Consider the following 14,133-nt stretch of genomic DNA (forward strand, 5'->3'; position numbering starts at 1 on the left):
CCGGTTCAGCGGCTGACTGCCTTCTGATACCGACGAATAGCGAACGGCACGAAGACGATCAGCAAACCGAAAGTCCACAACAACGACGCGATGACCGGGTTCTGCAGTGGCCACGCATCCGGAACCGTCATCGCAGGATTGGTATTTCCGAACAATTCACGCACCGCCTGAGTCACCGCCGACACCGGGTTCCATTCGGCGATCACTTTGAGCGGCCCGGGAAGATTAGTGGTCTCGACAAAAGTGTTCGCGATGAACGACAGCGGAAAGATGACGATGAAGCTCGCGTTGTTGAAGACCTCCGGCGTCCGGATCCAGAGTCCGACAACAGCCATGACCCAGGACAACGCGTACGCGAAGAACAGAAGCAGCGCATAACCCGCCACCGCTTCGAGGAAGCTGGAATGAATGCGCCACCCCACCAGAAGACCGGTCAACGACATGACGACCAAACTGATGACGTTGATCAGCACGTCACTCGACGTTCGGCCGGTCAGCACGGCGGACGGAGCCATAGGGAGCGATCGAAATCTGTCGATGATTCCTTTCTGGATGTCTTCGACCATTCCCAAGCCAGTCCACGTAGCACCGAATATGACTGTCTGCGTGAAAATTCCGGCGATCAGGAACTCTCGATACGACGTACCCGGGACGGAGATCGCGCTGCCGAACACGTAGGCGAACAACAGCACGAACATGATCGGCGACAACGTGGTGAACACCAGCAGATCCGGAACGCGCTTGATCTTGATCAAGTTTCGCCTGGCGATGGTCAAACCGTCTTCGAGCGCCATCTGCACGGTCATTTCTGATCCTCCAGTTCAGCCTGGTGCCCGGTCAGTGTGAGAAAGACATCGTCGAGAGTGGGCCGGCGCAGACCGACGTCGAACACCCGGATGCCTCGTGCCGACAGGAGATTCAGCGCTGCGACCAACGCATCGGTGCCGTCGTCGACAGGAACGGTGACGCGACGGACATTCTCTTGAACCTGAATGTCCCCCACTGCAAGCGAGCGCAATTCCTCTCGGACGATGTCGAGATGTTCGACCTCGTGCACACTCAGTTCGATGCGCTCACCCCCGACCCGCGCTTTCAACTGATCTGCAGTACCGCGCGCGATGACCGAGCCGCGGTCGATGACCGCGATCTGGTCGGCCAACCTCTCTGCTTCTTCCATGTATTGCGTCGTGAGCAACAGCGTGGTTCCCTGCGCCACCAACCCTTCGATGACATCCCAGAGACCGAGTCGCGCCCGAGGATCGAGGCCGGTGGTCGGCTCGTCGAGAAACAACACCTGCGGGCGAGCAACCAATGCGCCGGCGAGATCGAGACGGCGGCGCATTCCACCGGAGTAGCCCTTGACCGGCCGATCGCCGGCCTCCACCAGGTCGAACTGCTCGAGCAATTCTCGTGCCCTGGCCTTACTGCTTCGGGCGCCGAGGTGATAAAGCCTCCCGACCATGTCCAGATTCTCGTAGCCCGTCAGGTACTCGTCGACCGCAGCGTACTGACCCGAAGCTCCGATCTTGGATCGCAACGCCCGCGCATCCTTGACCACGTCCAGCCCGGCAACCTCGGCGCGACCACCGTCCGGAATGAGCAGCGTCGTGAATATCCTTACCGCAGTGGTTTTTCCGGCACCGTTGGGACCCAACAGAGCCATCACTGAACCCTCGCGCACTTCCAGGTCGATGCCGTCCAATGCCGTGACGTCGCCGTACTTCTTGACCAGCCCCTCGGCCATAATCGCTTCGGTCATGAGCCCTCCCGCATCGGTAATCCGTCGGTAGTCCGTTCCCCAGTGTGACCTAGAGCGCCGACACATTCCAGGAAATTTCACGCAGCAGTCGGAAACCTGCACCGCAAAACAGGCCCACCGCCCCTGATTGCAAGAATCTTCACCTCGCAGAATCGCCGACGAACTCCCCCAGTTGCTGTGTCTGCGATTCCAGGCGATGACGGAACGAAGATCGAGTGAGTCCGTCGACTCACCCGATCTTCGTTGCGCCGTCGATTTCAGCTGCAGTTGGTGACTCGGGCAGTGATACCGCACCCGCCCGATCCACCCTCACTGCCAATGTCACGGCTGCGGCCAGCGCCGATACGCCCGCTCCGATCCAGTACAAAACCGCAAACGAATGCAGAGTCGGTACAGCGGTCGCACCGACCACAACCGTCGAACTGGCCAATACCGCTGCCGCAACAGCGCTTCCGGTGGAGGTACCGATCGAGCGGAGCAAACTGTTGAATCCGTTGGCCGACGCAGTCTGATGGATGGGTGCAGATTCAGTGATCAGCGTCGGCATGGCAGCAAGAGCAAATGCCACACCGGCCGATACCACGGCGGCGCCGATCACGATATTGACCAACGTCGGCGTCAACAGCACACGCAAGACGTATCCGATTGCAATGACGATCGCACCTGACGCCAACGTGGCCTTCGCTCCCCATCGTCTCGTCACTTTCGACGAAACCGGCGCCAATCCGATCATCAGAACTCCGCCCGGCATCATCGCCAATCCGGCTTCGGCGGCTGAGAGTCCGAGACCGTTCACCGACGCGAGGGGCAACTGAAGTTCCTGCGTTGCCGCCAACGCGCTGATGAACATGGCAAATCCGAGTAACACCGCGCAGACGTTCGAGACGAGAATCGGGGCGCGAAGGGTAGTCCGCAGATCCACCAACGGTGCCGGCGTGTGCAGTTCCCACGGAATCCATCCACAGAGCAAGACCACTCCGGACGCGACCAGAACGAGAACCGGGAGGCTTCCCCAACCCCATTCGGTTCCCTTCGAAACGGCCAGCAGCAGTCCAGTCATGGCGAGAGTGAGGACTGCGGCTCCCAGAAAGTCGAAGCGTCCTCGACTTTTCACAGCCGATTCCGGCACCACCAGCGGCAAGATGACTACCAGTACAACCCCGAACCCGCCGGTGACCCAGAAAAGCGCGGGTAATCCCCAATGCGCCGAGATCACCCCCGCCATCGGCATACCGAACATTCCGCCGATACCCAGCGTTGCGCTCATGAGAGCAACTGCACCACTGAGCTTTTCCGGGGGAAGGACATCGCGCATGATGCTGATTCCGACGGGCAGAAGCGCCGTCGCGAAGCCCTGCAACGAGCGACCGAGGATCAGTAGCCAGAAACTCTGACTGAGCGCAGCAACCACGCAGCCGACGATCATCACCGCGAGGCAGACGAGCATCATCGCGCGCTTGCCGAACATGTCGGCAAGTCGGCCGATGAGAGGGGTCGCGACGGCACCGGTCAGCAGTGTCGAGGTCACCAGCCAGGAAGCCGTGGCCGACGATACTCCCGATGCCGTCGCGAACTCGGGCAACACCGGCACCACCAAGGTCTGTTGCAGCGCGACCACCACACCGCTCAGACTCAGGACGCCGACGACCCACCCGGTCCGCGCTTTCGCGCGAACAGTCTTGTCCGTCAAGCGTTCGAGCGAGCGGCTACTCCGGCGTCGACAGGAACCACGATGCCACTCATGTGGGCACTAGCGTCGGCGGCGAGGAACAGGACGACTCGCGTGACCTCGAAGGGATCCAGCCAACCGATCGGCTGCGCGTGCAAGGTCGCGTACACAGGTTCGACGTCGTCTGCCGTAGGCGATTCGAGGTCCGGCCGCATCATTGCGTACATCATGTCGTTGTGAATCATCGGCGTCGAGATATTTCCCGGTGCAATAGCATTCACAGTCACACCCGAGTTGGCCAGTTCGAGCGACACACTCTTCGTCAAACCGATGACGCCCCACTTGGAGGCGCCGTACGCCGCCATCTGGGTACCACCGGATCGACCCATCATCGAGGAAATCGTGATGATGCGACCGTAACCACGTTCCGCCATTCCACCTGACACGGCCGCCACGGTGTTGAACACCCCGGTCAGGTTCGACGAGATGACCTCGTTCCACTGTGCCGACGTCATCGACGTGATCGGAGCGGGCACGGACACACCGGCGTTCGCGACGGCGATGTCGACGCGGCCGAACTCGGCTTCAGCGTGGGCAACCAGCGCATCCATCGCCTCCCGATCGGCTGTGTCAGCCTTGACTGCAATACACCGGCGGCCCGCGGCTTCCACCAACCGAACGGTTTCCTTCAGGTCTTCTTCAGTTGCGAGGGGGTAGGCGACGACATCACTGTTCTCGCACCGATCGCAGATCACGATGTCCGCGCCACGCTCCGCGAATGCGACAGCGTGGGCGCGCCCCTGACCGCGTGCGGCGCCGGTGATCAGTGCAACTTTTCCTTCGAAGCTGCCTTCGAGGCTGTTCATGCCGTCTCCTAGTTCGTCGTATGCCAGCATGCGCTGTACTGCATGCGTACTCCGAACCCGCCCGAAAGAAACAGTCGATCCCGGACAGCGGGAATCTAGCCGATCACTGGTAGACGGAGGTCTCGAATTCCAGGTATCCGTTGATGGATCCAGCGTCCGCGAACGGCAGAATCTGTGTTGCCCAGAACCCGCCGACGCCGGTCTGCCGGTCGATCCAGTAGTAGAGGTTTGCAAGACCCGCCCAAGCCAGTGATCCGGCCGGCCGGCCGGTGGGTGCCACCTCTTCATTTGTCATGAAGGAGTATGCCCATCCCTTTGGCAAGCCGGGGAAGAATTCCGCATCGTTGGACAGCGTTGGAAGTACTCCGGGCAACAACCCGACGTGCTGGCCTTCGAGTCCGTTCCGTACGGCTGCAGCGACCGTCTCAGGCGCCAACACGCGGCCCGCAGTACCCGCGCCGTCGTTCAGCCACATACGGATGAACTTCATGTAGTCGCCGACAGTGCCGTGCAAACCGTGACCACCCATGTGCACCTCGGGCTCAGCCGGAAGCTCGAATCCTATGAGCGGAGTGAGGCTTCCGTCGCTCTCACGCTGATGGATCGGTGCAAGGCGACCCTTCATCGACGGGCTCATCGTGAATGCCGTATCCGTCATCTCGAGAGGTTCGAAGATGCGCTCGCGCATGACATCGCCGAGCCGCTGACCTCGAATCGACTCGACGACCTGACCTGCCCAGTCGATATTGGTGCCGTACTCCCACTTCTCACCCGGATCGAAGAGCAACGGCGTCGTGAGCGCGGCTTTGCTACACGTGATCACGCTGGGCTGCCCGTGCTCCTGCGAGAGCCGATTGTAGGACTCGTTGAAGAAGTCGTACCCGAACCCCGCGGTATGAAGAAGAAGCATGCGAGTGGTGATGTCTCGCTTGGGTTCCCGAAGAACGGGGTTTCCGCCGGCGTCGAAACCGTCCAGGACCTTCAGCTCACCGACTTCGGGAATATAGGTCGCAGCGGGCGCATCGAGATCGAGCAACCCCTCCTCCACACACTGCAGGACAGCGGTACCGGTGATCGCCTTGGTCGTGGAGAAGAGCGCAAAAGTTGTATCAAGGGTCATCGGTTCGGCGTGACCGAGAGTCCGCTCACCGGCTGCACCCTCGTAGATGTTGCCTTCTCGATCCGTGATCATCGCGACGACACCCGGGACACGGTCAGCCCCCTGAGTTGCTCGCGCCAGCACGTCGTCGAGGCGCTCCTTCGAAAGAGGTTTCCGCGCAATATCTTCGATCGTCACTGCATTTCTCCATCCGACTCGCAACTTGTCTTGTCGAACAGAATGTAACGGCGATCACACACCCGGTTCTGCCTCGAAACGGCAGAAGATCTGTCTCTTTTCGGCAGAACCGGGCAAAACTTCGCTTCAGCTCTGAGGCGCTCCGATGTTCACCAGCCAGGAGATACCGAATCTGTCTGTACAGGAACCGAATTCGTCGCCCCACATCTGCTTCTCGAGTGGAACGCTCACCGTTCCTGTTCCCGACAACTGCTCCCAGTACCCGCGCAGCACGTCACCGTCGTCGCCGCTGAGGCTGACCGTGATGTTGTCGCCTGGGTTGTACGGCATGCCAGGCGGAGTATCGGCACCCATCAGTGTGTATCCCTGGTCGGTTTCGAGCATTCCGTGCATGATCTTGTCGCCGCCTTCACCGGGATTGCCGAATTCACCGAACGTGCTCAGCGCCAGTGTGCCACCGAAGATTTCTTTGTAGAACTCCAACGCCTCACGGGCATTGCCGTTGAAGCTGATGTACGGATTGAGTCGAGTTGCCATGACGTACTCCTAGCTCGTGGGATTGCTGTCACGTTCGAATTCAATCCTTGCAGAACGCTCCGACACGAAACAACGGATCAAGGCAGTTCATCCACTGCGTAAACCGATCGTCATGACCGTTCAAACAGCTGTCCTCAGAGTCGGTTCCGAGTCTCGGAAGGTAGCTCGCCGAACCGTTTCCGGTATGCCGCCGCAAACATACCCAGATTGACGTAACCCCAGGCGTTGGCGATTTCGGAGACGGTTCTCCCATCGGAACGCAACAGTTCGCTGCGTACTCCCTCCAGTCGACGAGTGCGCAGTCGTTGCCCCGGCGTGGTGTCTCGGTACCGTCGAAATCCCGCAGTGAGCGCTCGGACGCTGACGCCCACCGCAGCCGCGATCTCCGACGCCGTCGGCACCGAGCGCGCAAAGGTATCGATGTACTCCTCTGCCGATCGCACGTAGGCCGGTTCGGCGGAGGCGACGTCGACGCCGAGTTGCAACCCGGCCTGCGTCGCCCACTCGTCGAGAAGCTGAGCCGTGACCAGTTCTTGAACCCTGACGCCCAGCCTTTCCCCCGACATCGCGTCGGGCGACTCTGCAATTGCGCGAACGACGTAGTCCATCAATGCGAGCCAACTCGAACCCCGCCCGCCGATGGTGCACTTGTGCCGCCACAGGCGGTCGTCGGGAACTACCCCGTACCACTGCTGGGCGTGATCGGCGACAAGCTGATGCGGCACAGTGAGATTCAGCTGCAGATGATCCTCATCGAATTCGACGAAGTAGTCGGTCCGGCTACAGTCTGCGACAAAGGTCTCCCCCACTCCGGTATTCGCCGCAACGCCCCGGCCAAGAGCATGTCGACCGTTGCCCCTGATCGTCGTCAAGACCAGAATGTTTCCGGCTTCAGGCGAACATTCACCGACGGAGACCGGAATCCCGTAACAGAATCTGGTGACGTCGATCTTGCCGACTGCCGCCGAGTACATGTCCGAAGCCGGCTTCAACCGACTTCCGATCGGCGTCACCGTATAGGGCATGTAGATGTTGTCGGACCACTCCTTGATGCGGTCCCAGTCCTGAGAAAAGGCCTGATGATGCTGCATGGTGGGCCGACCGGCCGCGTCGATGAGCAAGGCGTCCTCGAACATGGTTCGAGTATCGCACCAGGGTCGGGGAAGGTCACGCAAAGTCAGATGACGTGATCTCTGCTCGTACGGCGGCAAAAAGCAGCGAATCGACCGCGGCCCCCCGGATCACCATGTGCGCCCGCATCAGCCCCTCCTCCACCATTCCCATTTTGGTGAGCACCGACGCCGACGCCGCGTTCTCCGGACGACACGTTGCCTGCACACGTTGCGTTCCAAGGCGAGCAAAGGCGAGTTCCAGAACCGCGCTCCCCGCTTCGGACGCATAACCCCGCCCCTGGAACCTCGGGTTCACGACGAAACCGAGTTCCGCCCTTCGATGCGCGGCGGATACTTCCCACACAGCTACTGAACCGATGACCGCTCCGTCGACCTTCGACGTGATCGCCAGGGTGAATGATCGACGCTCGACGCCCGCGGCTTCCAATGCCGCGTCGGCCAGGAATGCCCTGGTCACCGCCGGAGTGTTCGGACCCCAATCCACATATCTACAGACGGCAGGGTCTGATGCGTACTGATGGACGTCATCTTCATCCCCGAATGTGAAGTCTCGAAGGACGAGGCGTTCGGTAGTCAACGTGAACATCCAGCGATCGTAAATTAAACGCGAAAAGCATATTGACTCGAACGCATGTTCGAGTATTGTTGGGGGTGGGGATCGGGGGATTCAATGAGTGTCTTGTTGTCGGACGTGGTGTCGGGTTCTGCGGTGGGGTTACGCGGACGTCTGTGGCGGTTGTCTGCTGCTGAGTTGCGAGAGGCTGCGGTGTCGGCGAGTGCGGAGATTCTGCGGCTGGAAGCCGTGCGGGTGGCGGTCGTGGACGAACTCTCGTTGCGTTCCGATGATCAGGTGATTGCCAGTCGCGGTGTCGGTTCGTGGTTGGCGGCCAACACGATGCTGCAGGTACGGGACGGGAAGAAGATCGCCGCCCTGGGCGCAGCGTTGCGGCCGTTCCCGGCTGTGGCTGCTCGGTTCGATGACGGGGATTGCTCGTTCGATCATGCCGCCTTGATCGTGGCGTTCTGTGAGTCCCCACCGAAGGGGATGCCGGAGGAAGCGCTATCGAAGTGCATCGATTTGTTGTTGGCGGCTTCGTCGGGTGTGGAGGCGACGACGACAAAGGTGCGGAATGTTATCGCGACGTTGGAGCGGTTGTTCGAATCCGATGAGATTCCGCCCGCCGAAGATGTCGACCGGAACGAGTTGCGGATCGCCTCGACGTTGAACGGTCGGGTGGTGGTCCGCGGAGATTTCGACGCCCTCACCGGCGAAATGCTGCTGTCGGCGTTGTCGAATTTGACGATGCCCACCCCGGCGCCGGACGGCACCCCCGATGCCCGGTCGGCGGCGAAGCGGACCGCGGACGGGTTCACCGAACTGATCCGCCGCTATCTGGATTGCGCCAAGACCGGTACCGATGGTGGGCAGCGTCCGCATGTGAACGTGCACATCAATGCTCGTGATTTGGCTGAGCACCGGGACTGCGCCGCACAGTCTTCGGATTCGGGTGATGACGGCTCTCTGGACCCCGCCGATCTTGATGTCGGGCACATGCCGTGGCTCGGGCCGCTGTCGGTTTCGCAGACGAGGTTGTTGGGGTGTGATTGTTTCCTGTCGACGGTGTTGCTGGACGATCATGGCGCACCGCTCGATGCGAAACCCGGAAAACGTCTGGTCACCGCCGAACAACGGGTCGCGTTGATCGCCCGAGACAAGGGCTGCGCGTTCCCGGGCTGTTCGTGTGTTCCGGCGTGGACCGATGCGCACCACATTAGGCACTGGGCTAACGGCGGCCCGACGGTGATGAACAACCTTGTCCTGCTGTGCCGTTCACATCACCGGCTGATGCACCGCAAGACCGGGTTCGTCGGCAAGTGGTCGATTCGGATCGGAGCCGACAACAAACCCTGGTTCATCCCACCACCCTCGATCGACCCCGGGCAGCACCCCAGGCCGGCGAACACAACCTTCAAAACCTGAGAACAGCTTCTCAGGCACAACAGAACACGGCCCGAGCACCGCATCGAAGGGATCCCCCGATGCGGTGCCAACCGTCCGTGACGGTTGATGAAGTTGTGCCCTCGATCAATCAGCGGGTCAGCACAAGCCCGGATGTCGGAACGCCCGTTCCCGCAGTCACGAGTACATTTTCGACGGAGTCGACCTGGTTGACCGAAGTACCGCGGATCTGCCGAACACCCTCGGCGATACCGTTCATCCCGTGGATGTATGCCTCACCGAGCTGTCCGCCATGGGTGTTGATCGGAAGCTTGCCGCCGAGTTCGATTGCGCCACCGGCGATGAAGTCCTTCGCTTCTCCCCTGCCGCAGAAACCGAGTTCCTCGAGTTGCATCAATACGTAGGGCGTGAAGTGGTCGTAGAAGACCGCCGTCTGCATGTCCGTCGGGCGCAGCCCACTTTGTGACCAGAGTTGATCGCCGACAAGGCGCATCTCCGGTAGGCCGGTCAAACCGTCGCGGTAGTAGCTGGTCATGATGTATTGATCTGCCCCGCTGCCCTGTGCGGCGGCTGCGATAACGGCAGGGGTGTTCTTCAGATCCTTGGCTCGTTCTGCCGAGGTGACGACGATGGCGATGCCGCCGTCGGACTCCTGGCAGCAATCGAGGAGATGCAAAGGTTCGGCGATGAATCGCGAATTCTGATGGTCCTCGAGAGTGATCGGTTTTCCGTAGAAGAATGCCTTCGGATTGGTGGCTGCATGCTTGCGGTCCGCGACGGCGATTCGGCCGAAGTCCTCGCTGGACGCTCCGTAGACGTGCATGTATCGCTGTGCGACCATCGCGACAAACGATGCGGGCGTGCCCAATCCGTGAGGATAGGAGAAGGCGTTATCCGTGCCCGACGAATTGACCTGCGCCACAAGACCGGAGTTCACCTGACCGAAACGCGCACCCGACCTCTCGTTGAACGCGCGGTAGGCGACGACGACGTCCGCGACGCCAGTGGCAACAGCCATGGCCGCCTGCTGAATCGTCGCCGCAGCGGCACCGCCGCCGTAATGGATACGGCTGAAGAACTTGAGGTTCGGGATACCCACCGAACGAGCCACCGCCACTTCGGTGTTGGTGTCCATGGTGAATGAGGTAAGACCGTCGACGTCGGCGGGTGTCAGACCGGCGTCGTCCAACGCGGCTTGAACAGCCTCGGCGGCCAGTCGCAGTTCACTGCGACCGGAGTCCTTCGAGAAATCCGTGGCGCCGATTCCGACGATCGCGGCCTTGCCGGACAATGCGCTCATTCAATGTCTCCGTTCGAGCCCGATGCCGGAAATGCCAGTGTGACCTGCGCAGTGATGTGATCTCCCAGACTGTTCTTGCCGACCACCGCGAGCGAAGCGAGATCCTCGTCGTAGGCGGTCACCGTACCGGAGAGCGTCAACGTGTCGTAGGCGTACCAGGGGACTCCGAGGCGAAGTTTGATCGACGTGAGTACTGCCCGCGGTCCTGCCCAGTCAGTCACGAATCGCTGCACCAGGCCGGTGTCGGTGAGGATGTTCACGAAGATGTCCTTCGAGCCGCGTTTCTGTGCGAGGTCGCGGTCGTGGTGAACATCTTGAAAGTCTCGGGTAGCGAGCGCCGCCGAGACGACGAAAGTCGGGTCGCCGTAAATCGAGAGCTGCGGAAGAATCTCTCCCACAGTGATATCCGTCGTCGAAGTCATCATCACTCCTTCACCGCAGACACAGCAGAAACCGCAGACACAGCAACCGGCTGCCAGGCGTACAGAGTCCAGGGAGTGCCGCCGGTCTCGTCGTCGCCAGGGAAGTCGAGGTAGATCGCCTCCACCTCCATTCCGATCGATACGTCCGAGGGATCGACACCGCGCAATTCGCCGAGCATCCGCACACCCTCCGGCAGTTCGACCAGGGCCACGACAAACGGCAACGACCGACCAGGAACCTTGGGGGCGTGGTGAACGACAAAACTGAAGACCGTTCCCCTACCGGACGCGACCACGTAGTCGGTCTGCTGCGACTTGTCCTTCCAGATCGCGGGCACCGGCGGGTGCTGCACCGAACCGTCCGCACGCAGTTGAATGCGCAACTCATGTGCAGCAACACCGTCCCAGAAGAACTGCGTGTCGAGAGATGCTGTCGGGCGCAGCATCCGAGATGCGTCCAGGTCCGCAGGCACGTCAGTGGCGGGACTCTCGCTGACTGGCGGCGCAAACTTCAAGATCCGGAACATCATCTCCGAGACCAGTTCTTCGCCGACCCGCCAGTAGCTGCGGGTAGTGAAGAACCAACCTTCACCGAGACCTGTCTTCTTCGGCCCCACAACGTCTTCCAACACCGACGAGATGGTGACTTCTTCACCCGGCTTCAGATAGCGGTGGTAGATCTGATCGCAGTTGGTCGCGACGACGGACGTGAATCCGGCTTCGTCGAGTATGTCCGTCATCCGGCCCAAGGGATCGTCGGCTTCTCGAACCGCACCCAGACCGCGCATCGTCCATACTTGCGCCATCGCCGGCGGCGCGACTATGCCGTCGTGTCCGGCGGCGCGGGCAGCCGATTCGTCGACGTAGATCGGGTTCTCGTCTCCGATCGCCTCGACCCAGTTGCGGATCATCGGCAGGTTCACGGGGTCCCGGCCGGCGCGAGGAGCGCTTGGCCCGTCCTCTCGAACCCGTTCGGCAGCAGTGAGAATGGGATCTGACACGGTTTGTTTCCTATCTCGGAACGCGGGGAAGCTTCAGGCCGGCGGTCGCGATCAATTCGCGCATCACCTCGTTGACTCCACCGCCGAAGGTGATCACCAGGTTGCGCTTGATCTGCATGTCCAGCCACTCCATGAGATCAGCCGTTTCGGGATCGATCGGATTCCCGTACTGCCCGACGATCTCTTCTGCCAGTCGACCGACTCGCTGGATGCGTTCGGTCGCAAACACTTTGGTTGCCGAAGCGTCGGCGATGTCCACCGAATCCGAATCACTCGACGCCACTTGCCAGTTGAGCAGTTCGTTGAGCCGGTACGTCGCGTGAATTTCGCCGAGTGCGCGCCGTACGTCGACGTGATCAAGCAGGTTTTCACGCTTGGCCCAATCGAAGACGTGGTCGTAGATCCCTGCGACCCGACCTGCCGGGCCGAGCATGACGCGTTCGTGGTTGAGCTGCGTCGTGATCAGGCGCCAACCTTGATTCTCCTCACCCACAAGCATGTTCGCCGGAACGCGAACGTCCTCGTAGTAGGTGGCGTTGACGTGATGCGCGCCGTCGCAGGTGATGATCGGGGTCCAGGTGTAGCCGGGATCCTTGGTGTCCATGATCAGGATGGAGATGCCGCGGTGCCGTGAATCGGCAGACCCTGTCCGTACGGCGAGCCACACGTAATCGGCGTCATGCCCGCCGGTGGTGAAGATCTTCTGGCCGTTGACGACGTATTCGTCACCATTGCGTGCCGCCGAGGTACGCAGTGCTGCAAGGTCGGTACCGGCATCCGGTTCGGTGTAACCGATCGCGAAGTGCACTTCACCGGCGAGGATCGCGGGCAGGAATTTCTGCTTCTGCTCCTCGCTGCCGTATTTCTGCAGAGTCGGGCCGACGGTCTGCAACGTGACCGAAGGCAGTGGGACATCTGCCCGCACAGCCTCGTTGACAAAGATCTGCTGCTCGACTTCTCCGAACCCACGTCCGCCGTACTCCACCGGCCAGCCGACGCCGAGCCAGCCGTCCTTGCCCATACGACGGATGACCTCACGATAGGTAGGGCCATGCCGCTCCACACGCATGATCTTGGCCTCTTCGGGCGAGATCAGCGTCGAAAAGTAGCGTCGAAGTTCAGCTTGCAATGCGCGCTGACTGTCGGTCAGATCGATGAACACCGGGCCCCCACGAGGTCGAGTCGCTGCGAAGCGCCGCCGAGCAGGCGCGCCAAGTCTTTTGCAGTCGAGTAGTAACGATGAAGCGGATAAGTCACGTCGACGCCCAGACCTCCGTGCAAGTGGTGAAGCACCTGCATCGTGGCGGGCACTTCTTGGGCGATCCAGTACGCCATGACGTCGAGGTCCGACTGGGCATCCAGGCCCTCCGACACGCGCCAGGACGCCGACAACGCCGCGACGTGAAGGGTCCGGGAGGTGACGTAGGCGTCGGCTATCTGTTGTGAGACTGCCTGGAACGTGGCGAGCGGCTTGCCGAATTGCTCACGCGAGCCGACGTGTGTCGCAGTGAGATCGACGGCGCCGGAAACCAAACCATCGGCGACGGCTCCGATACTCGCCATGGCGATCCGGTACAGCGTCTGGACGGCTTCCTCGCCCGCACCGAGAAGTTCACCGACTGCCTCGTCCATGGTGACTCCGAACTCAGGACTGCCGGACGAACTGGGAGTCGGTGTCAGTGCGACGCCGGCGGCAGTTGGATCGACAAGAACGACTCCGGCGTCGGTGGGCACAAGAATTCTGTGTGCGCTCGCCGCGAAGGGCACGGCAAGCACTGTTCCGCTGACGCGATACCAGTCGCCTGACTGCTGCGCGGTAGTCGACGGCTGCGCCGGGAACTGCTGCCCCGGCTCACCGAGTGCCGCGGTGAACACCCGCCCGGCGCCGACTCCGGCGAGCAATTCGTCCTGCTGAGCATCGGTCCCCAGAGCAACGATGGGGAGTACGCCGAAGCCGAGGGTCGCGAGAGCCGGAATGGGAGCGGCGGCTCGGCCAACCTCGACGAGAAGAGCGCCGACGTCGGTGACCGAGAGGCCCTCGCCGCCCAGACGCTCGGGCAGTGCCAACGTGAGCAGGTCGGCTTCGGCGAATGCCGCCCAGAGCGCGTCCGGCTCCAGTTCGCGGGCAAGGAGCGCGGTAGCCACCTCGGCTACCGCTTCCTGGGTTTCATCGGGAGTGAAGTCCACGC

Annotated in this window: 14 protein-coding genes; 1 reads left to right on the forward strand and 13 read right to left on the reverse strand. The window is 61.4% G+C overall.

What is annotated here, in order from left to right; translation table 11 throughout:
* Positions 1 to 5 precede the first annotated feature (5 nt).
* The 8 genes from R4P65_RS17710 to R4P65_RS17745 all read right to left on the reverse strand — a co-directional run bounded on the left by R4P65_RS17710 (position 6) and on the right by R4P65_RS17745 (position 7,847).
* Complete coding sequence (locus R4P65_RS17710; RefSeq protein WP_003945537.1) at positions 6 to 806, reverse strand: ABC transporter permease; 801 nt, start codon at positions 804 to 806, stop codon at positions 6 to 8.
* Entirely contained in the window at positions 803 to 1,759 is a 957-nt protein-coding gene (locus R4P65_RS17715; protein ID WP_317827493.1) for an ATP-binding cassette domain-containing protein, read from the reverse strand. Before R4P65_RS17715 ends, R4P65_RS17710 begins: the two co-directional genes overlap by 4 nt.
* Positions 1,760 to 1,988: 229 nt before the next feature.
* Positions 1,989 to 3,449, reverse strand: a complete 1,461-nt coding sequence (locus R4P65_RS17720) for an MFS transporter (RefSeq protein WP_317827494.1) — start codon at positions 3,447 to 3,449, stop codon at positions 1,989 to 1,991.
* A complete protein-coding gene (locus R4P65_RS17725; protein WP_317827495.1) occupies positions 3,446 to 4,294 on the reverse strand; it encodes a mycofactocin-coupled SDR family oxidoreductase in 849 nt (282 codons plus the stop codon). Before R4P65_RS17725 ends, R4P65_RS17720 begins: the two co-directional genes overlap by 4 nt.
* A 103-nt stretch (positions 4,295 to 4,397) precedes the next feature.
* Positions 4,398 to 5,537 (reverse strand): serine hydrolase domain-containing protein, encoded by a 1,140-nt coding sequence (locus R4P65_RS17730; protein ID WP_317827683.1) that lies wholly within the window; start codon positions 5,535 to 5,537, stop codon positions 4,398 to 4,400.
* A gap of 180 nt (positions 5,538 to 5,717) precedes the next feature.
* A complete protein-coding gene (locus R4P65_RS17735) occupies positions 5,718 to 6,128 on the reverse strand; it encodes a VOC family protein (protein ID WP_230814758.1) in 411 nt (136 codons plus the stop codon).
* Positions 6,129 to 6,262: 134 nt separating this feature from the next.
* A complete protein-coding gene (locus R4P65_RS17740) occupies positions 6,263 to 7,264 on the reverse strand; it encodes an AraC family transcriptional regulator (RefSeq protein WP_230814757.1) in 1,002 nt (333 codons plus the stop codon).
* A gap of 31 nt (positions 7,265 to 7,295) precedes the next feature.
* Positions 7,296 to 7,847: a GNAT family protein gene (locus R4P65_RS17745; protein WP_317827496.1), complete on the reverse strand. Its 552-nt coding sequence runs from the start codon at positions 7,845 to 7,847 to the stop codon at positions 7,296 to 7,298.
* Positions 7,848 to 7,931: 84 nt separating this feature from the next.
* On the opposite strand from R4P65_RS17745, the gene R4P65_RS17750 reads away from it, so the two are divergent.
* On the forward strand, positions 7,932 to 9,242 hold the full coding sequence (locus tag R4P65_RS17750) for an HNH endonuclease signature motif containing protein (protein WP_317827497.1): 1,311 nt from the start codon (positions 7,932 to 7,934) through the stop codon (positions 9,240 to 9,242).
* Positions 9,243 to 9,351: 109 nt separating this feature from the next.
* On the opposite strand, the gene R4P65_RS17755 is transcribed toward R4P65_RS17750, so the two are convergent.
* The 5 genes from R4P65_RS17755 to R4P65_RS17775 are packed head-to-tail and all read right to left on the reverse strand — an operon-like array spanning position 9,352 to position 14,131.
* A complete protein-coding gene (locus tag R4P65_RS17755; protein WP_230816667.1) occupies positions 9,352 to 10,521 on the reverse strand; it encodes a lipid-transfer protein in 1,170 nt (389 codons plus the stop codon).
* Positions 10,518 to 10,943, reverse strand: coding sequence for a MaoC family dehydratase (locus tag R4P65_RS17760; protein WP_230816668.1), 426 nt, complete (start codon positions 10,941 to 10,943; stop codon positions 10,518 to 10,520). The genes R4P65_RS17755 and R4P65_RS17760 overlap by 4 nt, the downstream gene beginning before the upstream one ends.
* 2 nt (positions 10,944 to 10,945) lie before the next feature.
* Positions 10,946 to 11,944 (reverse strand): bifunctional MaoC family dehydratase N-terminal/OB-fold nucleic acid binding domain-containing protein, encoded by a 999-nt coding sequence (locus tag R4P65_RS17765; protein WP_317827498.1) that lies wholly within the window; start codon positions 11,942 to 11,944, stop codon positions 10,946 to 10,948.
* Positions 11,945 to 11,954: 10 nt separating this feature from the next.
* Positions 11,955 to 13,106: an acyl-CoA dehydrogenase family protein gene (locus tag R4P65_RS17770; RefSeq protein ID WP_317827499.1), complete on the reverse strand. Its 1,152-nt coding sequence runs from the start codon at positions 13,104 to 13,106 to the stop codon at positions 11,955 to 11,957.
* Positions 13,091 to 14,131 (reverse strand): acyl-CoA dehydrogenase family protein, encoded by a 1,041-nt coding sequence (locus tag R4P65_RS17775; RefSeq protein WP_317827500.1) that lies wholly within the window; start codon positions 14,129 to 14,131, stop codon positions 13,091 to 13,093. Before R4P65_RS17775 ends, R4P65_RS17770 begins: the two co-directional genes overlap by 16 nt.
* Positions 14,132 to 14,133 lie beyond the last annotated feature (2 nt).

It is taken from the genome of Rhodococcus sp. IEGM 1318 (genome assembly GCF_033142465.1).
Lineage (GTDB): Bacteria > Actinomycetota > Actinomycetes > Mycobacteriales > Mycobacteriaceae > Rhodococcus_F > Rhodococcus_F qingshengii_B.

What these genes read in the sequence shown, in the direction of transcription:
- R4P65_RS17710 (WP_003945537.1), bottom strand. Translation starts at nt 806, where the DNA reads ATGACCGTGCAGATGGCGCTCGAAGACGGTTTGACCATCGCCAGGCGA.
- R4P65_RS17715 (WP_317827493.1), bottom strand. Translation starts at nt 1,759, where the DNA reads ATGACCGAAGCGATTATGGCCGAGGGGCTGGTCAAGAAGTACGGCGAC.
- R4P65_RS17725 (WP_317827495.1), bottom strand. Translation starts at nt 4,294, where the DNA reads ATGAACAGCCTCGAAGGCAGCTTCGAAGGAAAAGTTGCACTGATCACC.
- R4P65_RS17735 (WP_230814758.1), bottom strand. Translation starts at nt 6,128, where the DNA reads ATGGCAACTCGACTCAATCCGTACATCAGCTTCAACGGCAATGCCCGT.
- R4P65_RS17740 (WP_230814757.1), bottom strand. Translation starts at nt 7,264, where the DNA reads ATGTTCGAGGACGCCTTGCTCATCGACGCGGCCGGTCGGCCCACCATG.
- R4P65_RS17745 (WP_317827496.1), bottom strand. Translation starts at nt 7,847, where the DNA reads ATGTTCACGTTGACTACCGAACGCCTCGTCCTTCGAGACTTCACATTC.
- R4P65_RS17750 (WP_317827497.1), top strand. Translation starts at nt 7,932, where the DNA reads ATGAGTGTCTTGTTGTCGGACGTGGTGTCGGGTTCTGCGGTGGGGTTA.
- R4P65_RS17755 (WP_230816667.1), bottom strand. Translation starts at nt 10,521, where the DNA reads ATGAGCGCATTGTCCGGCAAGGCCGCGATCGTCGGAATCGGCGCCACG.
- R4P65_RS17760 (WP_230816668.1), bottom strand. Translation starts at nt 10,943, where the DNA reads ATGACTTCGACGACGGATATCACTGTGGGAGAGATTCTTCCGCAGCTC.